Raw genomic sequence first — 21003 nt, 5'->3', positions numbered from 1 at the left:
TTGGCGGAGGATTTGCTAAATACCGCTTCCGCGACCACAATTAAGCTACTTTTACCTTGATGGTTCAGTTGCCCCATGTTGCCAGAAAATATCGATACCGGCGCCAGTATACTTGAAAACGATAACACCCAGATAAACTTAGTCCGCTGGATGCATCAATGTGAACTGATGAAACGTTACTATCAAGCTGAAGTGGCTTTTGTGGTACAGCAAACCGATCTGGGTTTTGAGGTGATTGTCAGCTCAATTAACGACTCCCGTAAATACCTCGCAGGTACCGTTTACCCAGCAGATTTAAGCCTATTCAATCGCTTATCGAACAATCAACCCGACGGTACTAATATAGACTTTAGCGGTCAAAATATTCCACTCCCAGACGATTTCGCCTCGGCGCGTAACATATTATCTCGGCCGTTACATTGGCCTGACGGCACCGTTTTTGGCTGCCTGTGCGTGCTCAATACCCAAGGCGATGAATCGATTAATATCAATGCATTTATGCTCGAGCCGTTTCAGATATTATTGCAGCAAGATTTGGCTTTATTGTGTCAAAGCCAGCGAATTGAGTCTTTATCGATGCGCGACCGTGAAACCGGCATGCTCAATCATTATGGCTTTATTATGATGGCGCCTAGGCAGCTAAATTTGGGCAGACGCTTTGGCGCCCATGCAGGAATATTACTGTTTGAGCTAACTCCAACACCACCAGCGCTGAGTGTGATTGAACATAAACATACTCGATTGCTGGGCAACATTATTCAAGACACCATTCGTACCGCAGATATCGCCGCTCACTATAATCAATCGCAATTTGTGGTGTTGATATTTATCGATTCCGAGCGCGATCTCAACCACATCGTCATGCGGGTCAAAAAAAGCCTTAAACAACAAAATGGATTATTGCAGCTCGATTCAGGCAGCGCCTTTTTTGCGCCCGAGTCCTCGGCCAAACTCGCGCCCATGTTAGCTCTGGCCAAAAGCCAACTGCGCTCACAGCAAGCCCACACACAAGATGACCCAAACTCGATAAATTTTAACCATGGGCTAAGCTAAGCAGCAGTGCTCAACATTAGTCTTGTTTTTCTTGTTTTTGACCCCATTGAATAAACAGCACAATGGGGAATGGTGACATTAACACTAGGCCAAGACCAATCAGGCTCGACACCAGTAACATGCCGCCGATCTGCTGTGTCAGGGAGGTAAAACCGTAAATCGCCAGCCCGACCAACAGCATTAAGACACCAACCCAATGAGCTATTTTGAGTGCAGTCATCATCTTTTTGTATTCCTTATGCCATCGGAGGATAATTAAATTTGGCTATCGTCAAGTAAAATCTGTATAAATAAAAAATCATCTTAAAAACCGTTAATCACCCTTTTTTAATCTGATTAACATTGTCAGAATAGTCGGTTCAATTTTTATGGATTCTATCATGTCAAAGAAGATTTTATTTATTGCCAGTGCCTTACTTGGCTTATCCGCTTGTCAAACAAGTACATCCGTCGACACGCCCACTATCGCTATTGAAGGGACGTGGCATATTGAAACCGCCCAAGGTCAAAGCGTGATCGACTATAGCCCAGCGCAGCTGATCTTTGCCGCCGATGGCACCTTGAGTGGTAACAACAGTTGTAATCAGTTTTTTGGCCAATATAAGCTTGAAGGCACGCAGCTCACCTTATCGCCAGCGGGCAGCACCATGAAAGCGTGTATCGAAGCCTTAATGAGCCAAGAGCAGCGCGTGATGCAAGCGATGAGCAAAATCACCACCGCTGAGTCTGCAAATGGCAAGTTGCTCCTTAAAGATGCCGAAGGTGAAGCTCAACTGGTGCTAAGCAAGCAATAACTACTCGCTACACCTATTGCGTTATTACCCCATAAAAAAACCGCCATCCCGGCGGTTTTTTTATGCAGCAGTTTTTGATGCATGAGTGCTAGATTAAGAACATCTACACATAGCGAAGCACAGCGTCTAACTGGCTTTTTCCAGTGCCGTCTGCTCAACCTTATCGGCCATGATCTGGCTTTGCTCGGCATCGGCATTGTAATGCTCAATATCCAGCTCATTTTCAGACTTAGCGATAACGGTCGTGGCCACTAAGTCACCCGAGACATTAACAACCGTACGCGCCATATCCAACACACGATCGATACCGGCAATGATCGCAACGCCCTCTAGTGGTAAGCCAACAGTGGTTAACACTAAGGTTAGCATCACCAGCCCGGCTCCAGGCACACCCGCGGTGCCAATGGAGGCTAATGTCGCGGTTAAAATAATGGTGATGTAATCCACCCACGTTAAATCAATGCCAAAGGCCTGAGCCACAAATAGCGCTGTCACCCCTTGATATAAGGCGGTGCCATCCATATTAATGGTGGTCCCCAGTGGCAAGACAAAGCTGGAGATCTTCTTATTAATGCCTAAAGAGTCACTGGCACACTTCATACTGGCAGGTAAGGTGCCCGCCGAGCTAGATGTGGTATAGGCAACGGCTAAAGCGCTACGAATGCCTTTAAAGAACTGTAATGGATTAAGTTTAGCCACCGTCGTCAGCACTAGGCTGTAAAAACCGATAATATGCAGCGCACAACCTAGGTAAACAGCCACAATCACCTTGATTAGCGGCATCAACATATCGACACCGTATTGGCCAGCAACCCACGCCATTAAGCCAAATACCCCATAAGGTGCCAGCTTCATGATCATATCGGTAAGCTTGTACATGGCCTCGGCCAATGACTCAAACACCTTAATCGCAGGTTTGCCATGATCGCCAATCAATACCAAGGCGATCCCCAGCGCCACCGCAAACACGATCACCTGTAAAATTTGACCATTTGCTAACGCCGCCACGGGATTAGTCGGCACGATATTGATCAAGGTTTGCATCACAGACGGCACCTCTTTCGCGACCGCGACGCCAGCATCGGGCGTCATATTTAGGCCCGCACCCGGCTGCAAAATATAGCCCACCGCCAGACCAACAGTGATCGCAATCGATGTGGTACCTAAATAGAAAGCGAACGACTTAAAGCCAATGCGCCCCATCTTGGCGGTATCTTGCATCGAGGTGACGCCGACAATTAACGAGCAAAAGACTAACGGCACGATAAGCATTTTAATGGTGTTAACAAACAAAGTACCTATGGGCTTTAACACCACAGCCTGTTCACCTAAACCGATACCGACGGTGATCCCAAGTAGCATACCAATAAGAATTTGCAGCCACAAAGGCACAGACATCCAGCCAGACCAAGCGCGGCCTAGCCAAGATGAGGATTTTCGAGACATGTTATCAACCTTGAGTATAGAGAGAGTAAGCCTGGGACTAAGCCTCTGCTAGCGCGATACGCCGAGGTGGTTAGCCGTCAAAGCACAATTAGGCCGGCGATATTAGCACATAATACTTTGGTTGTACCCTATCCACATCACAGTCAGTTAAGCGTCGAATTGCCCCCATGGGCCCTGTTGGTCAAAGTGTAATTGATGCAGCGCGGCGGGCGGTTGCTCACGCTCGATTAAATGGCTCCAATAGGCATCGTCAAAGCCATGAAAAAACTGCCCTTGCCGACCTTGTGACTTCAATATCAGTTGCCACCATACTATGCCCCACAAGCCGAAACTTAACAGGGTTAGCATAAAATGCAGCCGATGACGAACCCTGTCACCTTGATAGTTTTTATTGATTAACAGCCTGATTTTATGATGGTTACTAGTACAATACCGCGCCGACTTAACACCATAGTAATACCCCCTATTGGGTTTACGTTGCCGCATGTTTTCACCTTTCACAAGAGGATTTATCATGTCATTAAAGTTTAGCAGAATGAGACTTTAGTCGTAGGCGGGGTCGACAATATTGCACTCAATTTCGCTACCAAAGCATGCTAAAGTAGCGGCCTTATTGAAAGGAGAGAAGTATGCAAATTAGACAAGGCCAATTATCAGATCTGAATGCCTTAGTGCAGTTTAATCAGGCGATGGCCTATGAAACCGAAGGGTTAACTCTCGATGAACAGGTACTGTCAATGGGCGTTAACACCCTACTTGAAACACCAGAAAAAGGTTTTTATCTGGTGGCCGAAGCAGAGGGTGAGATTTTAGGGTCGCTGATGGTCACTTTTGAGTGGAGTGATTGGCGCGCCAAAGATTACTACTGGATCCAGAGCGTCTATATTCGCCCGCAGAATCGCCGTCAAGGGATTTACGCCAAACTCTATCAAGCGGTGAAGGATATTGCCGAGCAAAATGGCGGCGCCGCCAGCTTTAGGTTGTATGTCGAACAGGAAAACACTCAGGCACAACTGACCTATCAGGCCTTGGGGATGCAGCAAAGCTATTATCTGATGTACGAAGAGAAATAGCCTAACTGCAGCAACAAAAAACGCCCCAATCACTTTATCGTCATTGGGGCGTTTTCTCTCCAGCGTTAGCCATTATCTAACGACTAGGCACAAATACTGGTGACCTTAATCGCCAAGCCACCTTGGCTGGTTTCCCGGTATTTAACATGCATATCTTTGCCAGTTTCGTACATGGTGGCAATCACCTTATCTAAACTGACTCTGGGTTCGCTGTTACGGCGCATCGCCATGCGAGTAGCGTTAATCGCCTTAACCGCAGCAATCGCATTACGCTCGATACAAGGTACCTGCACTTGGCCTGCAACCGGATCACAAGTTAACCCTAAGTTGTGCTCCATACCTATCTCGGCAGCAATACACACCTGAGAAGGATTAGCGCCCATCAACTCCGCAAGCCCAGCGGCCGCCATAGAGCAAGCAACCCCCACTTCCCCCTGACAACCAACTTCGGCACCCGAAATCGAGGCGTTACGCTTGTACAAGCCACCAATGGCTCCAGCAGCAAGATAGAAGCGGCTATACTCTTGCTCGCCAACCGGTTGAATAAACTTATCGTAATAGGCCAGCACCGCCGGAATGATCCCCGCCGCACCATTGGTTGGCGATGTGACTACGCGGCCACCAGCGGCATTTTCTTCGCTCACCGCTAAGGCAAACATGTTGATCCAATCAACAATCACCATAGGATCCGATGATAAACGCTCGTTAGTCACTAACTGGCGAAACAGCGCCGGCGCACGACGTGGCACGCGCAGTGGCCCAGCCAACACCCCTTCGTTCTGACAACCGCGCTCAATACCTTCTTTCATGGTGCGCCAAATCGCGCCAAATCCGTCGAGTATGCTCTGCTCACTGCGCAGCACTTTCTCGTTGGCCATCATAATGGCACTGATGCTCATGCCCGTCTCATCGCACAATTTCAGCAGGTCGCTGGCATACGCAAAGGGATAAGGCACGACAACCTCATTGGCCGCGGCTAAACCCAAATGGGCTTCATCGACAATAAAGCCGCCACCTATCGAATAATAGGTTTGGCTGTAGGTGCAGGTGTCACCTATCCAAGCACTGAGCGTCATGCCGTTTTCATGCAGGGGTAAGGCGTGTTGATGAAACACCACCGCGTCCTTAGGAAAGTCGACTCGGTGACCTTCTGCCCCCAGTGGTAATGCTGATGTCAGCTCCACTTGGCGAATAAACTCTGGCATTAAATCAATATCGACCGTTTCAGGTAAGTTACCTGCCAGCCCCATGATAATGGCACTGTCGGTATGGTGCCCCTTACCCGTTAACGATAAGGAACCGTAAATATCTACGGTAACTCGTGTGAGTTGAGTCAGCTCGCCTCGTTGACGTAAGTCGTCAATAAACCCTTTAGCGGCCTTCATCGGCCCGACAGTGTGTGAGCTCGAGGGGCCCACGCCTATCTTAAAAATATCAAATGCGCTAACCATAATAGACCTTACACTTAGTGAAGCCACCCAGCCATCACTTGGCTGGAGGCCTCAATCTACATCTTAAGACAGCATGCCAAAGATAATTGCCGTCATTGCTAGCAAGCCTGTAATGATCACAAACACATTGCTAATACGGCCACGGTAGGCTTTCAAACTTGGCACCTTGTACACGGCATACATGGGCATTAGGTATAAGATTGCCGCAATAATTGGCCCGCCTAACGCTTCAATCATGCCCAGAATACTTGGGTTAACAATGGCCACTCCCCAGATGGTTAGGAACATAAATGCCAAGACAAACTTATCAATCTTACTGTCGCTCACCTTCTTATCTGCACTTCGAAGCTGTTGAGTGATGATGCCACGCATCCCCTCTGTCGCTCCCAAATAGTGACCAAAGAATGAAGAAACAATCGCGATAACCGCAATGATAGGACCAAAGTAGCTCACAAAACCGCTCGCATGCACGTTAGCTAAATACGATAGGATAGGTAAATTTTGCGCTTTCGCTTCGCCAAGTTGTTCAGGGCTGAGTGACAACACACAAGAGAACACAAATAACATCACAAATCCCACCAACATCATGCTGGTGTTACGCAAAATTACATCGGCTTTTTTCGCCGCGTTCTGACCATGATCGCGCTTAAGAGAGACAGAGAACTGTGAAATAGCTGGCGAATGGTTAAAGGCAAACACTAATACCGGAATGGTTAACCACACAGTGCCTAAGAAATCAGCGGTTGCGGGCACTTGCATCAAGGCGTCGGTTTTCCAGCTTGGGATGAGGTACAAAGACATAAAAGCCAAGATGCCCACTAATGGATACACCAATAGCTGAGTCACTTTAAGCATAAACTTTTCACCAGACACCATCACCGCCATCATGGCTAAGATCAACACACCTGACAAAATGAAGCGTGGTGGCGATGCCATCCCCAACTGATTGACAATAAAGCTATCAACGGTATTGGTAATACCAACGCCGTAAATCAAAACTATGGGATAAATCGCAAAAAAGTACAGCACAGTGATCGCTTTACCCGCGCCCACCCCAAAATACTCCTCAACTACATGAGTAATGTCGCTGCCCTGTTTTTGTGACGAACACACAAAGCGGGACAAGCCACGATGGGCTAAATAGGTCATGGGACCAATGATCAACGCCATCATCACGAGAGGCCAAAAACCGCCCATACCGGCATTAATCGGTAAGAACAAAATACCAGCACCAACCGCGGTGCCAAACAGGCTTAACATCCAAGTTGTATCGGTACGGGTCCACTTCGACGGAGCCTGGGTTAACACTTGAGATACTGTCGCTTCATTCTGCATAAATGTGACCTTTATTGATGCTCAAAGCACCTTATGTATTGCTACGACTGACTAGGATCTTCCCAGCAGTACGACTAAATTCGGTCACAGAATATAGGAGAAAGCGCACTAAAAATTGATCTGACACGGTATTTCGTAATGAAATTTCAGAATTCACTAATATTGTGATCGACATCCAAATAATGCCGTTGCAATTTTTCATATTGGTAATCCATAAGCAACCCAAATACACTTACCATTAACAGCCCTGTCACCACAACGTCAGGCTGGCTGGGCAATCCAGAAATCCCCTCAAGCACAAAAAGTGACAAAGATCACGCCAGCCAGCAAAAACAAGATCGAGCCCGGCACAACCAACACCAAACCCGATCGAGATCACACTCATTTGACAGTCTAACTTGCTCTACACAACAACTAAGGATGTTGCAATCGTAACAAAATCAAAGCTTGCTCATGCACTATGGTGGCCGCTATGGCAAAATAACGCCCTAAATACCGTTACTCGAGATTATTTCATGCATAAGCTTGCGGCATTAACCCCTATTCGCATTACCGTCGGTTCAACTAATCCAGTAAAAATTGCCGCGGCGCACAATGCCATCGCCCAGCTTTTTCCGGCAGCGCAGATCATCAGTCAAGGCATACACGCCCCCTCTGGCGTGGCGGCGCAACCCATGACAGATAGTGAGACTCGCACAGGTGCCATCAATCGAGCGCGTTATTGTAAGCAGCAAGCAGAGTTACAGCCACACTTAAGCGCTGAACTCTACATAGCGATGGAAGGCGGTGTTGACTGTTTCGATCATGGCGCAGCCACTTATGCCTATATGGCCATTATCCATCAAGGCAAACTGTCTATCGGACGCAGCGCCCAATTGCCGCTTCCCCCAGCTGTGTATCAAGCCTTAGTCGCCGGCGAAGAGTTAGGTGATGTTATGGATAGGTTGTTTAACACAGTCAATATTAAGCAAAAAGGCGGTGCCATAGGCCTACTCACGGACGGCAAAGCCAGTCGCGAAAGCGTTTACACCCAAGCGATTGTGTTGGCAATGGCCCCCATTTTAAACCCACAGGTTTATGCTTAAGGCTCAGACTCAGCCGCCTCTATTGCGATGCCAGCTACATTAGCAAATACTTGCATTTGAAAATCAAGCCGTCTAGATTAGGTATCTCTTGCAACTAATTTGATACCCAAGTTATCGCTTTGATGACATCGTTGCGACACCTGTTAGCGAGAGCTCATGCTATCGCTAACCGATAAACAACACCGGATCGCCAATGACTGACAACAGCATCTCTCCTTTGGATAATATCTCTCAGGCAACAGAGACTACATTGCCGCAAACCTGCTCCTCGTTACGTACAATATCGCGACGCTTAGTCAGGCAGTTGGGAATGCTCAACGCCGATGGTATGCCGTTACACTTATCGCCAGTGCAAGCCCATGCATTAATCGAGATCAGTAACCAAGAGTTATCGGTCAATCAACTGGCACAACAGCTTAATATTAACAAGTCCAATGCCAGCCGAGCGGTCAGCCAACTGTGCGAAAAAGGGCTAGCCCAGAGTCGCACTAATCCCAGAGACAGCCGCAGTTCATTATGCAAGCTGACTCCCCAGGGAAAACGCCAACTCAAAAACCTAAATCAGCAACAAAATATCTTATATCAGCAGATCCTCGCCCAGCTCTCTGCCGAGCAGGTAAGCCAACTCACCGACTCGTTAAACCAGTATTCACGGGCTATCGCCTATGCCGAGCAGCAACAAGACTTTGAGATCCGCAGCATTACGCCCAGTGACAACCCACAAATAGCCCAAGTGATCCGCAATGTGTCGGCCGAATATGGGCTCACACCCGATAAGGGTTATGGCGTTGCAGATCCCACTCTCGACAGCTTGTATCAGGTATATGAGATGAGTGATGCCCACTACTGGGTCATCACCCACAACGGTAAAGTGTTGGGCGGTGCTGGGATCGCACCATTAGCGGGTCATGATGGGGTTTGTGAACTGCAAAAAATGTATTTTTCGCCCAGTTTACGCGGCAAAGGCTTTGCGCGGCGCTTAGCCCTGCAAGCCTTAACATTTGCCCGCAACCGTGGTTATCAAGCCTGTTATTTAGAAACCACCGCCAGCCTTAAAGAAGCCTTGGTATTATATGAAAAACTGGGCTTCGAACACTTGAATCAGCCGCTAGGTGACACAGGTCATGATGCTTGTGAAATCGCCATGTTGCTTAAGCTTTGAGCAAGGTATTCACGTAGAGATCATTGCGTTAAATTATTGCGTTGTGAAGTAACAAATTAGCTAGTGTTTTATAACAAAGATTGTTAGGGTTCAAGCAGAGTTGTTATGCAGGTTCAATGGGATTTAAACCACAGGATTTATAGACAGATTTAAAGGATCACGCCTCTTAGCTATGTGGGTGTGTGGCGGTTTAAGTCTGTACAAAAGGGGACGTTAGGATACCACTCAATGTCATCGTCCTTAGCAAAATAACCCATAAATTGTATTAAAACGTAAAAATCAAAGACCCTAGTTCAAACATTATTGTTGCGCATTCCGGAGACTTTCATGGACTATAGACGACTCCCGCATTCTAACCTCAACGTCAGCCAACTTTGTCTGGGTACCATGACGTGGGGCGAGCAAAATACCCAAAGCGAGGCGTTTGCTCAGCTCGATTACGCCATTGGCGAAGGCATTAACTTTATCGATACCGCCGAGATGTACCCTGTGCCGCCCAAGGCTGAAACCCAAGGGGAAACCGAGCGCATATTAGGTCAATACCTCAAGGCTCGCGGTAATCGCGACAACCTAGTGATCGCCACTAAAGTGTCGGCCCCCGGTGGCAAGAGCGATTATATCCGCCCCAATATGGCGCTAGACTGGCGTAATATTCACCAAGCGGTCGATGACTCTTTGAGTCGCTTACAGATTGAGACCATAGATCTGTACCAACTGCATTGGCCTGACAGAAATACCAATTTCTTTGGCGAACTGTGTTACGAGCAACAAGAGCAAGAAAAACTCACGCCGATCATCGATACCTTAGAAGCCTTAGCCTCGCTGATCAGCGCCGGTAAAATTCGCTATATTGGCGTCTCTAACGAAACCCCTTGGGGCTTGATGAAATACCTGCAATTAGCAGAAAAACATGGCTTACCACGCATCATTAGCGTGCAAAACCCCTATAACTTACTCAACCGTAGCTTTGAAGTGGGCATGGCCGAAATCGCCCACCGCGAAGAGTTGCCGCTGCTGGCCTATTCACCACTGGCCTTTGGCGCCCTAAGTGGCAAATACCTTGACGGCCAATGGCCCGAAGGCGCGCGCATGACGCTGTTTAAGCGCTTTGCCCGTTATAACGGCACCCCATTAGCGCTCGAAGCGACGCAAGCCTATGTGGAATTGGCACGCGAATTTAACCTAAGCCCAGCACAAATGGCCTTGGCCTTCGTCAACAGCCGAAAATTTGTCGGCTCTAACATCATTGGCGCCACCAACCTTGAGCAGCTCAAAGAGAATATCGACAGTCTCAATGTCACCCTGAGCGAGCCGTTACTGGCCAGACTCAACGAACTGGCCGATCGCTATCGCCTACCCTGCCCCTAACGGGCAAGGGATGTGACAAAAGCTTGCAATAGGCGCTAAGATCTCCCAAGATCCTAGCGCCTGTTTATTTATTGCTGCCGGAACCACCAATGGACTTAACTCAACTGCGCGCGCAGTTTCCCGCCCTTGCTCAAACCTTAGGGGATTACCCGCTGTGTTACCTCGATACCGCGGCCACCAGCCAAAAGCCATTAGCGGTGATAGAGGCGATGACTCAGTATTATCAACACGATAATGCCAATGTACACCGCGCTGCGCACCAGTTATCGAGCCGAGCCACTACCCACTATGAGTCCGTGCGCGATAGCGTGCAGCGCTTTATTCATGCCAAGCGCCGTGAAGAGATCATCTTTACCCATGGCACCACCGAAGGCATCAATATGGTGGCCCACGGATTGAGTGAGCAGGTGCGCAAAGGCGATACCATTTTAATCGACAGCGCCGCCCATCACGCCAACATAGTGCCATGGCAGATGCTCGCTCAGCGCACAGGCGCAACGATAGTCCCTATCCCGCTCAATGCACAGCAGCGTCTCGACCAAGACGCCTACGCGCGGCTACTGGCCAACAAGCCAGCCATCGTCGCCCTTGGACATGTGTCTAATGTGCTTGGTACGGTCAATCCTGTGCAGCAGATGGTTAAACAAGCAAAACAAGCGGGGGCGATCACTGTGATCGACGGCGCGCAGGCCATTGCGCATCTACCGGTGGATGTACAGGCGCTCGACTGCGATTTTTACCTGTTTTCGGCGCATAAAATGTATGGCCCAACTGGCGTTGGCATTCTCTATGGCCGCTTTGAACGCCTCGACAGCCTCAGCCCTCTGCTCACGGGCGGTGAGATGATTAAACAGGTTAGCTTTGAAAGCACTCAATTTAACGCCTTACCTAACCGACTCGAAGCCGGCACGCCACCGATCAGCGCCGTTATCGGTCTGGGAGCTGCGGTAAGCTTTATTGATAACTTAGATAAGGCACAGACGCAACAACGTGAAACCGAGCTGCTGCAGTACCTGCAACGCAGGCTTAGCGATGTCGGCGATATCACCTTATACGGTGCCCATGAGGATAATATTGGCGCTGTGGCCTTTAACCTTGCTGGCGAGCACCATCAAGATGTGGGGATTTTACTGGATCAACAAGGCATTGCGGTGCGCTGCGGCCACCACTGCGCCATGCCGCTGATGCACGCCTTACAGCTTAACGGCTGCTGCCGCGCCTCTATTGGGGTATATACCAGTAAGCAAGATATCGACCGTTTTATCGAGGCGCTTGCCTCAGTCAAAGACCTGCTGCTGTAAAGCGCGGCCCATTGCATAATTTAAGGACTTCCATGACGCAAGCCACTCCACAACCGGCCGAGGCCCTCTTTTTAGCCCAGCATTTCGATAGCGAGGCCATCATCAAGCGTTTTAACGCCGCCGCCAACTGGCAAGAGCGTTATCGTGAGATCATGTTACTGGGCAAAACCTTACCGCCACTCGATGAGAGCCTGCGCACCGATATGGCTAAGGTTGAAGGCTGCGAAAGTAACGCGTGGCTGTATCACACCTCTATCGACAACAAACACTATTATGTGGCCGACAGCGATGCCCGTATCGTAAAAGGCTTAGTCGCCTTACTGCTTGCCGTCACCCATGGCCAAGACAGTGCAACCATCGCGGCGCTGGATATTAACGCCTATTTTGACCAGTTAGGCCTAACCGGTCAGCTGAGCCCATCTCGTACTAACGGCCTGTATGCACTGGCGTTAGCCATAAAAGCCGCCGCCAAATAAGCTCGCCCCCCGATAGACCCTGTTCCAATAAACAAAAAGCCTCCGTTAGGAGGCTTTTTACAGCTGTTGATAAGTAACACTAGTGGCGACTGCTGGCCGTCAGCGGCAGGGTTCGATTCATCTGCCGGCCAATATAGGCACCGGCGATCATCGCCACGACAAATAGCACCATAGGCAGCTCCAGATGGGCTAAATTAACAATCGATGGCCCAGGACAGATACCTATCATGCCCCAGCCTAAACCAAACAAGGCAGACCCAATGACTAAGGGCGCATCAATAGCGCGCTTGCTGGGCAGGTGGTAACACTTATCAAATACCGGCCCAAGCTTGGCCTGCGCGCGAGGCTTAACCACCAGCAAATACAAGGGTAAATAAACCGCCAAACCACCAGACATCACAAACAGCAAGGTCGGGTCCCACTCGCCGCTCAGCAGTAAACTTACATTTAAGAAGCCAATCACTTTAGCGGGATCGGCCAGCCCAGATAGCATTAAACCTGTCCCAAATAATACACCACAAAAAAGTGCAACAATCTTTTTCATCTCAACACCTTAGTGGAAAACTACCGCAGAAATAATACCCATCACCATAAACACTAGAGTCGCCACAATTGAACGGGGCGATAAGCGGCCTACGCCACAAATGCCGTGGCCACTCGTACAACCACTGCCAATCGCGCAGCCTAATCCCACTAAAACACCCGAGATAAGCAGTAACGGAGTCGACTGCGACACCGAGCTTAACTCGATAGGTGCAAGGCCAAATATCGCCTCAAGCGGTGCGCCCATGATGGCGCCACTGAGCAGTAACCCGCCCAGAAAATACCATTGCCAGCCCAAGCCGTTGGCTTGCGTCTTGCTGTCATCGCTACCCCATAGCGCGCCCGATAAAATGCCGCTAATGCCGGCAATGCGGCCATTGAGCAAGAGCAATAAAATCGCCCCTAACCCCACTAATACGCCACCGCACAATGCAATCACATAAGATGAAAACATCGAATACTCCTTTCATCTAAAACAAACAGGGATTTATCGGGGCCTAAGACCCCGTTAACGCTTATTAGGCCTTGGCAAATTTATAGGTGCGATAACCACCAATTAAATTACGCGCCTTATAGCCATTATTCACCAGCTGACGATACGCCACATTGCCACGTAAGCCGACCTGACAAAAGATCACTATCTCCTTGTCTTTTGGCAGTTCATGCATGCGATCCCGCAGCTCATCGACAGGAATGTTGATCGCCCCATCGATCACATTTCCTTGTTGTAACTCGCCAGGATTACGCACATCCAGTAATAATTGCGCATCGCTAAGATGATCAATTTCATCAAAATGAATCGGCACCGCATCGCCTTTCATTATGTTACACGCAACGAAAGCGGCCTGATTTATCACATCTTTTGCGCTGCCAAATGGCGGCGCATAACTTAGCTCGAGATGCTGTAACTGCTCGATTGTCATCCCGGCGCGCTGGGCAACCGCCATCACATCGATGCGTTTATCAATACCATCTTTGCCCACAGCCTGCGCGCCAAGGATCTTGCCTGAACTTGGGTCAAATAACAGCTTAAACGACACCACTTCAGCCCCCGGATAATAGCTCGCATGGCTCGCGGTGTGCACGTAAGCTTTTTGGTACTCAATACCGTCTTTTTTAAGCTGCTTTTCATTTTTACCCGTGGAAGCCAGCGCTAGATCGAACACTTTACAGATCGCCGTGCCTTGAGTCCCCTGATAGGTTTCTCGAGCGCCAAACATGTTATCGGCCGCCATTCGCCCTTGACGGTTGGCAGGCCCAGCCAAGGGGACTAAGGTAGCTTGACCTGTGACGAAATCTTGCACCTCTACCGCATCACCCACGGCGTAGATAGCCGGATCACTGGTTTGCATCATCTCATTGGTATAGATGCCACCAAGTTGCCCCAGCGCTAACCCAGCATCACGGGCCAGTTGCGTTTCTGGTCGTACCCCAATGGCCATGATTAACAGATCAGTGTCGAGGGAATCACCGTTACTCAAAGATAAATTTAAGTGACCCTTAATATGCTGATGGGCAGTCTCTTCACCCGCCGCGTAGCTTGCAATATGGGTCTGTGGAATATACTCAACGCCAGATAAAGCGGTCCCCAAACGCAAGTCTATGCCCTTTTGCTTAATTTCAGCATGGGCAAATCCCGCCATTTCACGATCGATTGGCGTCATTACCTGATCCGCCAATTCCAACAGGGTGGTTTTAATGCCTAAATAGTGCAGCGACTCCATCATTTCAAGGCCAATAAAGCCACCACCAACGACGGTGGCGTGCTCAACATTATTCATCTGAATCGTCTGCAGAATGCGATCCATATCGGGAATATTGCGCAGTGAGTGGGTCAAAGGGTTATCGATGCCAGGGATCGGGGGCACGATTGGCGAGGCTCCAGGGCTGAGAAGCAAGCAGTCATAAGACTCTGTATATTCAGTGCCATCGAGGCTATTTTTAACTGTGACATACTTATCCAGACGATTAATGGCAACCACTTCGTTCATCACTCGCACATCAACATTAAAGCGCGCCTTAAAACTCTCAGGAGTTTGCAATACTAAGGCACTTCGTTGACTGATTTCGCCACTGATATGATAAGGCAAGCCACAATTGGCAAAAGAGACATATTCGCCGCGCTCAAACATAATAATTTCAGCATCTTCACTTAATCGTCTGGCACGAGCCGCAGCCGATGCACCGCCGGCAACACCACCAATAATTACTAACTTCTTCATTTACTGTCTCCTGACTTGCGATTCAAATCCACCTTGGCTTATAGCGAGGTGCCCTAGGTGCTGCAGCTTTTTCCTATGCTTGAGCCTTAGCTTGTTTGGCTGGTTTACAGCAAGCGGTTTTGCAAGGCATCGAGCTGAGCTTTTATGAGCCGATGAGTGTATTACATCTATAGGTATATGCAAAATTCTTTTATTAGAAAAAATCAATAGATCAAGTTTTCATCATTCATATTGAACTAGCACAGTTAATACGAATGATGCGAAGCTGTCGCAATTATGGCTAAAGAAGGACTTAGACAGAGATAAACAGATGATTTATCGCCGATTGGGCGTCAATAAGTACCCTTTTGGCTCTTTACAGCGCTCGCCTAGCCACATAAGATCCAGCCACTCTACGCAAAAGAAAGATACCTCAATGACCACAATAACCATTACTCGCCCCGACGACTGGCATGTTCACCTCCGCGATGGCGACGTGCTTGCCGATACAGTAAGAGACACAGGCCGTTACATGGGCCGTGCCATCATCATGCCAAATCTCGTGCCACCCGCCACTAATCTTGACAGCGCCATGGCCTACTATGAGCGCATCAAAGCGGTCACCACCACCAACTTTGAGCCGTTAATGGTGCTGTATTTAACCGACAACACCACGGCCGAAGATATTCGCGCCGCGAAAGCGTCGGGCAAAGTGGTTGCCGCTAAGTTATACCCTGCTGGTGCCACCACCAACTCAGATTCTGGCGTGACCGATGTGAACAACATCTACCCAGTACTAGAGGCGATGCAAGAGGTGGGCATGCTGTTTTTGGTTCACGGTGAAGTCACCGACTCATCGATCGATATCTTCGACAGAGAAGCCATTTTCATCGAGAACACCTTAAAGCAAGTGGTGCGGGATTTTCCCAAGCTGAAGATTGTGCTTGAACATATCACCACCAAAGATGCGGTCGACTTTGTGATGAGCGCGCCAGACAATGTGGCCGCAACCATCACAGCCCATCACTTACTGTATAACCGTAACCATATGTTAGCCGGTGGTATTCGCCCACATTTTTACTGCTTGCCCATTTTAAAGCGCAACACTCACCAGCAGGCACTGCTGGCGGCTGCAGCCAGTGGCAGTAAGAAGTTCTTCTTAGGCACAGATTCGGCGCCTCATGCTAAAGATCGCAAAGAGGCCGCCTGTGGCTGCGCCGGCTCATATACCGCTCATGCGGCTATCGAGCTGTACGCCGAGGCGTTTGAGTCGGTCAATGCACTCGATAAACTAGAAGCCTTTGCCAGCTTCAACGGCCCAGACTTCTACGGCCTAGCGCGCAACAGCGACACCATCACCCTAGTAAAACGCAGCTGGGATGTGCCAGCCACTTATCCACTGGGTGATACCGGTGTGGTGCCGATTCGCGCAGGCGAAACCATCGAGTGGCAAGTCGAGAACTAATTAGCCTCAATCTCATTGAACGCTAAGCAGGCCTGAAAACCCACACACCGCCAATTGGCGGTGTGTGGGTTTTCATTCTAGGATGAGTCTTTTTACACAGTGTAAAAAAGACTCATTGCGAGCGCTCATCGCTAGGTAACCAGAGTTTCACCATCAAGCCCGCATCCTCGCGATTATGCAAACTTATCCGCCCATCATGGGCTTCGATTATTTCGCGGCATAATGCCAAGCCTAGGCCCGTGCCTGAATGTTTGGTCGAGTAAAAAGGCAGCAAGGCTTGGGTCAACACTTCTGGGGACATACCGCTGCCCCTATCGTTAACCTCGATGATCACCCCTGAACTACCATCGGCCAAGACACTAAGATAGATCCGCAACGATATAGCATCAGTATTAGAACCCGACTCGTGGGCATTTTTAAGCAAATTGAGTAACACTTGCTCAATCTGAATCAGATCGAAATAGCCCGGTGCAGTGGGCAGTTCACCTTCGAGAGTAAAACCATAATGTTGCGCCAACTGATCCGTTAAGCGCGCCCAATCGACTCGACCTTTTTTCGGCAAAGGCAACTTGGCAAAACGGGCGTAATTAAAGATAAATTGACTCAAATGGCTGGTTCTATCTTCAATGGTGTCGAAGATAAGTTGCAGTTTAGGGTCTGCTAGCGGCGCGGTGATCTTGCGCCCCGATTTCACCATGGAGGCGATAGGTGCCACCGAATTATTCAGCTCATGACTGATGATCCTAATCACCTTTTTCCACACCGCAACCTCCTGACGATTAAGCTCACGGGTCATCTGCTTAAGCAAAATAAGGTGATGATACTGACCATTAAGCAAAAAACGTCCACGAGAGAGATGCCAAGTTTCATCCTCACTCTCTTCATTATCACCGGCGAGTGTAAATAAGCCCCCTTTAGGATTGTGAAGCGCTATGGCCAACTCTTCACTCAACCCGTTGAGCAATTCAGACAGTTTCAATCCTTCGATGCGTGCGCCTTGATTAAACAGGTGCCGTGCAGCATCATTGGCGTAGATAATCCGCTGCTGATCATCGAGCAGTAACATCACATTGGGCGAACTTTGAATCACCTTATCGAGCAGCAGTTCACGCTGATAGATATACTGACGCTCTTGGCGCAGCACTTGCGCCGACTGATTAAACAGGGTCGCCAACGCCCGTAGCTGACCATCACCTTGCTCAGGAATATGCACGCTAAAATCGTTATCTTTAAAATTAAGTAGCCCGACCTCTAAAGCACTCAAGCTACGAGCCAGATCGCGGGTAAGATAACGGCTCACCAGCAGTGAGAACAGCACGCCAAACAAGACGGCGGTGCCAATAAGCGGCCAACCTAAATCACTTATGGCAACCGGGGTTAACCACTCCAAAAGTCCGATAAGTAATCCGATGGCGCATGCGCTAGACAGCATGCAGCCCAAAATGAGCTTAGTGCGTAGCGATAATCCAAGGTCTATTGGAGAGCGCTTATCGACATCTTTATTCGATGATGTAATCACTTATCGATACCAAATTTTTCCATGCGCCGATATAACGCTTGGCGACTTAATCCCAGCGACTTAGCCACCCGAGCAATAACGCCATTGTGCTCCGTAAGAGCAAGTTCAATCGCCTGTTTATCTGGGTCTGTTTTTGACGCCGCAAGCGCATGGCTTTGCGCGGTTACTTGAGCCCTTGCCTGCGTCATCGCTGGATTATTCTGTGGTGCCGACTCGACCGCAGAGGCTAGCCCACGGCTTGTGGGCACACTTAACAGGCCAAAATCGGCAATGGTCAGTTCTGGACTGGAGGCTAAAATCACCGCCCGTTTACAGGCATTTTCTAACTCGCGCACATTCCCCGGCCAAGCATGATTGAGTAACGCCTGTTGGGTCGACTTAGACAAGGAAAAGCCTGGGCCGATGAAATAACCGACGAGGGGAAGAATATCGTCTTGGCGTTGATGTAATGGCGGTAAGGCAAGCTCAATCACATTCAAGCGATAAAAGAGGTCTTCTCTAAAGCGGCCCGCAGCAATATCGTCAGCCAGTTCGGCGTTGGTCGCACTAAGCACCCTCACATTAACCTTGCGGGTTTGATGACTACCTAAGCGCTCAAATTCGCCAGTTTGTAGCACCCTTAATAACTTTACCTGACCAGAGAGGGGTAAATTGCCTATCTCATCTAAAAACAGTGTGCCGCCATCGGCCGCCTCAAAGCGCCCGATACGCGCCTTATTGGCGCCAGTAAACGCCCCTGCTTCGGCGCCAAACAGCTCGGCTTCGAGCAGGTCCATGGGTAACGCCCCCACATTCACCTTGATAAAGGGTTTATGTTTGAGTGGAGAGTTTGCATGAATAATGTCGGCCAATTTATCTTTACCCGCCCCATTTGGCCCAGTAATTAATACCGACACATCTGATTTGGCAATTTGCAGCGCCAAGTCGATACAGCGCTGCATCGCGCCGCTACCAAACACTATGCCGCATAAGTCGGCATCTTTAATCGCCGCCATCCGCTGATGTTCACTGCGTGCCAGCTGAGTATTCTGTTTAGAGAGTGTGTGCAGCGAAATAAGATTATTCACACTATTGAGTAACTTATCATCATCCCAAGGCTTACCCATATAATCGGCAGCGCCCTGCTTAACCAATTCCACCGCTAATTCGAGCTGAGTCCAGGCCGTGAGTAAGATAATCGGCAGTTGTGGCTGCAACGCCCGCAACTCAAAAAACAAACGTTTACCCTCTTCACCGGATGTGGTGTCTTGCGTAAAGTTCATATCTTGGATCACTAGTGCAAACTCATGTTCGCCCACACAGGCTAAGGCCGCATCGGGTGACAGGCAAATATGTGTGTTAAATCCGTGTAGTTCTAACATCAATGCCAGTGCACTGCACACGGCTTGATTGTCGTCGACAATGAGAATGGTATCCATATCTTCTTATTAATTTTTATACATCTATGCAAGAACAATAAACCTACCCGAAAGTGCCAGCAATATAAAGACCATGGCACTTTCGAGCACTAAACGAGCGCTGAAGCTTAAACGCTACGGGTCGCCATGGCGGGTGAAATATTAGCCGCCTTGCGAGCCGGTAATATCACGGCCACCGTCGTCACCAACAACATCCCCACCACGGTCAGCACTGGGTAGATGAGATTTAGCTGGGGCAAATCGTAATGTTGCATCAGTTGCTGCCCTAGTAATACCGCCAATACCCCCCCAATAAGACCACCGACGATGCAGATAATGTAATTTTCGGTTAGGAACAGGCTCAAGATATCACCCTTAGTCGCCCCTAGGGCACGGCGAGTGCCTATCTGCTTGGTACGACGCTGAATATTAAACATCACCATACCTGTCAGCCCTAAGCTGGTGATCAGTAGCAACAACACCACCATCATAGACAACACAGTCACCATTAACTCATGATCGCGATAAGAGTTCTCTTTTACTACAGCAATCGATTGGAAATTATCGATCACTCGGTTCGGGTTTTCTGTCATCAAGGCATCGAGGATCTGCTGCTGCAATGCCTCATGATGTTTGGGCTCGGCACGCACCATGTACGAATTACCGCTATAATCGACATTTTGAATAATGCTGTACTCTAGATCGCTACTATCGACCCAGGCGCCCTGCATCTTGTCGACAACACCGATCACTGTCACTTGTACGTCTCTTCCCGCCCACAGAGTCTTACCCACTGCCGACTCGTTGGGCCACACCTCATCGGCTAACGCTTTAGTGATCAGCAAGAGTATATTTGGGCTGTTGACATCATCAGTGATCTCATCGGCATAGAAATTACGCCCTTCGACTAACGTCACACCAAAGGTCTCCAAGGTATGCTCGGTCCCCATATACATGGCGACCTGCGGCGTCGACTTGGCAGTTTCGGGATCAGGCCCTAGGTTCAAGGTCGTAGACCAGCCACTGCCACTGAGTGGCAACATATTGGTCGAGGCTGCCGCCTTTACATTAGGCAGGCTACGTAAAATACGCTGATCGACCTTGTTTTGCAGGGTGGCATCTATACTGGGGTCGAAATTATAAATGGCAAAGGTGAGGATCTCTTGTTCAGCAATCCCCGAGTCACGCTGCATCATGGTTAGGCGCTCATTAATAATAAAGCTGGCATTGGCCACGATAGCAACCGATAAAATAATCTGCATTAACAGTAATATTGGGCCACTCTTGCTGCGCAGCAAGCTGCTAATAATTGGTTTAATATTAAGCATTTTTTA

At 49.0% G+C, this 21003-nt stretch carries 21 protein-coding genes; 9 read left to right on the top strand and 12 right to left on the bottom strand.

Annotation, left to right across the window (positions count from 1 at the left end):
* The first annotated feature begins 75 nt into the window (after positions 1 to 75).
* Positions 76 to 1053, top strand: a complete 978-nt coding sequence (locus DN599_RS09290; protein ID WP_110457326.1) for a GGDEF domain-containing protein — start codon at positions 76 to 78, stop codon at positions 1051 to 1053.
* A 16-nt stretch (positions 1054 to 1069) separates the two neighbouring features.
* Here DN599_RS09290 and DN599_RS09285 read toward each other — a convergent pair whose 3' ends face one another.
* The gene (locus DN599_RS09285; RefSeq protein ID WP_110457325.1) at positions 1070 to 1276 is read right to left on the bottom strand and encodes a hypothetical protein; all 207 of its coding nucleotides are present in this window, start codon (positions 1274 to 1276) and stop codon (positions 1070 to 1072) included.
* Between the two features lie 157 nt (positions 1277 to 1433).
* Between DN599_RS09285 and DN599_RS09280 the strand changes: the two genes are divergently transcribed.
* Positions 1434 to 1847 (top strand): META domain-containing protein, encoded by a 414-nt coding sequence (locus tag DN599_RS09280; RefSeq protein ID WP_110457324.1) that lies wholly within the window; start codon positions 1434 to 1436, stop codon positions 1845 to 1847.
* A gap of 126 nt (positions 1848 to 1973) precedes the next feature.
* On the opposite strand, the gene DN599_RS09275 is transcribed toward DN599_RS09280, so the two are convergent.
* Positions 1974 to 3293: a dicarboxylate/amino acid:cation symporter gene (locus DN599_RS09275; protein WP_110457323.1), complete on the bottom strand. Its 1320-nt coding sequence runs from the start codon at positions 3291 to 3293 to the stop codon at positions 1974 to 1976.
* Between the two features lie 147 nt (positions 3294 to 3440).
* The gene (locus DN599_RS09270; protein WP_239473272.1) at positions 3441 to 3779 is read right to left on the bottom strand and encodes a hypothetical protein; all 339 of its coding nucleotides are present in this window, start codon (positions 3777 to 3779) and stop codon (positions 3441 to 3443) included.
* 143 nt (positions 3780 to 3922) lie between these two features.
* Here DN599_RS09270 and DN599_RS09265 point away from each other — a divergent pair, with 143 nt between their 5' ends.
* The gene (locus DN599_RS09265) at positions 3923 to 4366 is read left to right on the top strand and encodes a GNAT family N-acetyltransferase (protein ID WP_110457322.1); all 444 of its coding nucleotides are present in this window, start codon (positions 3923 to 3925) and stop codon (positions 4364 to 4366) included.
* A gap of 83 nt (positions 4367 to 4449) precedes the next feature.
* Here DN599_RS09265 and DN599_RS09260 read toward each other — a convergent pair whose 3' ends face one another.
* The 3 genes from DN599_RS09260 to DN599_RS18640 form a co-directional block, all read right to left on the bottom strand.
* Complete coding sequence (locus tag DN599_RS09260) at positions 4450 to 5817, bottom strand: L-serine ammonia-lyase (RefSeq protein ID WP_110457321.1); 1368 nt, start codon at positions 5815 to 5817, stop codon at positions 4450 to 4452.
* Positions 5818 to 5880: 63 nt separating this feature from the next.
* Positions 5881 to 7152, bottom strand: coding sequence for a serine/threonine transporter (locus DN599_RS09255; protein WP_110457320.1), 1272 nt, complete (start codon positions 7150 to 7152; stop codon positions 5881 to 5883).
* A gap of 31 nt (positions 7153 to 7183) precedes the next feature.
* Positions 7184 to 7354 carry a hypothetical protein gene (locus DN599_RS18640; RefSeq protein WP_162599185.1) on the bottom strand — a complete coding sequence of 57 codons (171 nt, stop codon included), beginning with the start codon at positions 7352 to 7354 and terminating at the stop codon, positions 7184 to 7186.
* A gap of 313 nt (positions 7355 to 7667) precedes the next feature.
* Here DN599_RS18640 and yjjX point away from each other — a divergent pair, with 313 nt between their 5' ends.
* The 5 genes from yjjX (at position 7668) to DN599_RS09230 (ending at position 12544) form a co-directional block, all read left to right on the top strand.
* Positions 7668 to 8237 carry an inosine/xanthosine triphosphatase gene (gene yjjX, locus DN599_RS09250; RefSeq protein ID WP_110457319.1) on the top strand — a complete coding sequence of 190 codons (570 nt, stop codon included), beginning with the start codon at positions 7668 to 7670 and terminating at the stop codon, positions 8235 to 8237.
* A gap of 193 nt (positions 8238 to 8430) precedes the next feature.
* On the top strand, positions 8431 to 9399 hold the full coding sequence (locus tag DN599_RS09245) for a bifunctional helix-turn-helix transcriptional regulator/GNAT family N-acetyltransferase (RefSeq protein WP_110457318.1): 969 nt from the start codon (positions 8431 to 8433) through the stop codon (positions 9397 to 9399).
* Positions 9400 to 9726: 327 nt separating this feature from the next.
* A complete protein-coding gene (locus DN599_RS09240; RefSeq protein WP_110457317.1) occupies positions 9727 to 10767 on the top strand; it encodes an NADP(H)-dependent aldo-keto reductase in 1041 nt (346 codons plus the stop codon).
* A gap of 89 nt (positions 10768 to 10856) precedes the next feature.
* Positions 10857 to 12068 carry an aminotransferase class V-fold PLP-dependent enzyme gene (locus DN599_RS09235; RefSeq protein WP_110457316.1) on the top strand — a complete coding sequence of 404 codons (1212 nt, stop codon included), beginning with the start codon at positions 10857 to 10859 and terminating at the stop codon, positions 12066 to 12068.
* A gap of 32 nt (positions 12069 to 12100) precedes the next feature.
* Positions 12101 to 12544 carry a SufE family protein gene (locus DN599_RS09230; protein WP_110457315.1) on the top strand — a complete coding sequence of 148 codons (444 nt, stop codon included), beginning with the start codon at positions 12101 to 12103 and terminating at the stop codon, positions 12542 to 12544.
* A gap of 79 nt (positions 12545 to 12623) precedes the next feature.
* On the opposite strand, the gene DN599_RS09225 is transcribed toward DN599_RS09230, so the two are convergent.
* From DN599_RS09225 to DN599_RS09215, 3 genes are all read right to left on the bottom strand, one after another.
* On the bottom strand, positions 12624 to 13088 hold the full coding sequence (locus tag DN599_RS09225) for a YeeE/YedE family protein (protein ID WP_110457314.1): 465 nt from the start codon (positions 13086 to 13088) through the stop codon (positions 12624 to 12626).
* A 9-nt stretch (positions 13089 to 13097) separates the two neighbouring features.
* Positions 13098 to 13541, bottom strand: a complete 444-nt coding sequence (locus tag DN599_RS09220; protein ID WP_110457313.1) for a YeeE/YedE family protein — start codon at positions 13539 to 13541, stop codon at positions 13098 to 13100.
* A 64-nt stretch (positions 13542 to 13605) separates the two neighbouring features.
* The gene (locus tag DN599_RS09215) at positions 13606 to 15309 is read right to left on the bottom strand and encodes an FAD-dependent oxidoreductase (protein ID WP_110457312.1); all 1704 of its coding nucleotides are present in this window, start codon (positions 15307 to 15309) and stop codon (positions 13606 to 13608) included.
* Positions 15310 to 15724: 415 nt separating this feature from the next.
* Here DN599_RS09215 and pyrC point away from each other — a divergent pair, with 415 nt between their 5' ends.
* Positions 15725 to 16753: a dihydroorotase gene (pyrC, locus tag DN599_RS09210; RefSeq protein WP_110457311.1), complete on the top strand. Its 1029-nt coding sequence runs from the start codon at positions 15725 to 15727 to the stop codon at positions 16751 to 16753.
* A 112-nt stretch (positions 16754 to 16865) separates the two neighbouring features.
* Here pyrC and DN599_RS09205 read toward each other — a convergent pair whose 3' ends face one another.
* The 3 genes from DN599_RS09205 to DN599_RS09195 all read right to left on the bottom strand — a co-directional run bounded on the left by DN599_RS09205 (position 16866) and on the right by DN599_RS09195 (position 20997).
* The gene (locus DN599_RS09205; protein WP_110457529.1) at positions 16866 to 18185 is read right to left on the bottom strand and encodes a sensor histidine kinase; all 1320 of its coding nucleotides are present in this window, start codon (positions 18183 to 18185) and stop codon (positions 16866 to 16868) included.
* A gap of 83 nt (positions 18186 to 18268) precedes the next feature.
* The gene (locus tag DN599_RS09200; RefSeq protein ID WP_110457310.1) at positions 18269 to 19690 is read right to left on the bottom strand and encodes a sigma-54-dependent transcriptional regulator; all 1422 of its coding nucleotides are present in this window, start codon (positions 19688 to 19690) and stop codon (positions 18269 to 18271) included.
* Positions 19691 to 19797: 107 nt separating this feature from the next.
* Positions 19798 to 20997 (bottom strand): ABC transporter permease, encoded by a 1200-nt coding sequence (locus tag DN599_RS09195; protein ID WP_110457309.1) that lies wholly within the window; start codon positions 20995 to 20997, stop codon positions 19798 to 19800.
* Between the last annotated feature and the right edge of the window lie 6 nt (positions 20998 to 21003).

Origin of the sequence: Shewanella algidipiscicola, from assembly GCF_900380485.1 — a bacterium.
GTDB lineage: Bacteria > Pseudomonadota > Gammaproteobacteria > Enterobacterales > Shewanellaceae > Shewanella > Shewanella algidipiscicola.
This window is presented reverse-complemented; position numbering and strand designations above follow the sequence as displayed.

Bases quoted from the DNA above. Each gene is read 5' to 3' on its own strand.
- DN599_RS09290 (WP_110457326.1), top strand. From the start codon at position 76: ATGTTGCCAGAAAATATCGATACCGGCGCCAGTATACTTGAAAACGAT.
- DN599_RS09285 (WP_110457325.1), bottom strand. From the start codon at position 1,276: ATGATGACTGCACTCAAAATAGCTCATTGGGTTGGTGTCTTAATGCTG.
- DN599_RS09280 (WP_110457324.1), top strand. From the start codon at position 1,434: ATGTCAAAGAAGATTTTATTTATTGCCAGTGCCTTACTTGGCTTATCC.
- DN599_RS09275 (WP_110457323.1), bottom strand. From the start codon at position 3,293: ATGTCTCGAAAATCCTCATCTTGGCTAGGCCGCGCTTGGTCTGGCTGG.
- DN599_RS09270 (WP_239473272.1), bottom strand. From the start codon at position 3,779: ATGCGGCAACGTAAACCCAATAGGGGGTATTACTATGGTGTTAAGTCG.
- DN599_RS09265 (WP_110457322.1), top strand. From the start codon at position 3,923: ATGCAAATTAGACAAGGCCAATTATCAGATCTGAATGCCTTAGTGCAG.
- DN599_RS09260 (WP_110457321.1), bottom strand. From the start codon at position 5,817: ATGGTTAGCGCATTTGATATTTTTAAGATAGGCGTGGGCCCCTCGAGC.
- DN599_RS09255 (WP_110457320.1), bottom strand. From the start codon at position 7,152: ATGCAGAATGAAGCGACAGTATCTCAAGTGTTAACCCAGGCTCCGTCG.
- DN599_RS18640 (WP_162599185.1), bottom strand. From the start codon at position 7,354: ATGAAAAATTGCAACGGCATTATTTGGATGTCGATCACAATATTAGTG.
- yjjX (WP_110457319.1), top strand. From the start codon at position 7,668: ATGCATAAGCTTGCGGCATTAACCCCTATTCGCATTACCGTCGGTTCA.
- DN599_RS09245 (WP_110457318.1), top strand. From the start codon at position 8,431: ATGACTGACAACAGCATCTCTCCTTTGGATAATATCTCTCAGGCAACA.
- DN599_RS09240 (WP_110457317.1), top strand. From the start codon at position 9,727: ATGGACTATAGACGACTCCCGCATTCTAACCTCAACGTCAGCCAACTT.
- DN599_RS09235 (WP_110457316.1), top strand. From the start codon at position 10,857: ATGGACTTAACTCAACTGCGCGCGCAGTTTCCCGCCCTTGCTCAAACC.
- DN599_RS09230 (WP_110457315.1), top strand. From the start codon at position 12,101: ATGACGCAAGCCACTCCACAACCGGCCGAGGCCCTCTTTTTAGCCCAG.
- DN599_RS09225 (WP_110457314.1), bottom strand. From the start codon at position 13,088: ATGAAAAAGATTGTTGCACTTTTTTGTGGTGTATTATTTGGGACAGGT.
- DN599_RS09220 (WP_110457313.1), bottom strand. From the start codon at position 13,541: ATGTTTTCATCTTATGTGATTGCATTGTGCGGTGGCGTATTAGTGGGG.
- DN599_RS09215 (WP_110457312.1), bottom strand. From the start codon at position 15,309: ATGAAGAAGTTAGTAATTATTGGTGGTGTTGCCGGCGGTGCATCGGCT.
- pyrC (WP_110457311.1), top strand. From the start codon at position 15,725: ATGACCACAATAACCATTACTCGCCCCGACGACTGGCATGTTCACCTC.
- DN599_RS09205 (WP_110457529.1), bottom strand. From the start codon at position 18,185: ATGCTGTCTAGCGCATGCGCCATCGGATTACTTATCGGACTTTTGGAG.
- DN599_RS09200 (WP_110457310.1), bottom strand. From the start codon at position 19,690: ATGGATACCATTCTCATTGTCGACGACAATCAAGCCGTGTGCAGTGCA.
- DN599_RS09195 (WP_110457309.1), bottom strand. From the start codon at position 20,997: ATGCTTAATATTAAACCAATTATTAGCAGCTTGCTGCGCAGCAAGAGT.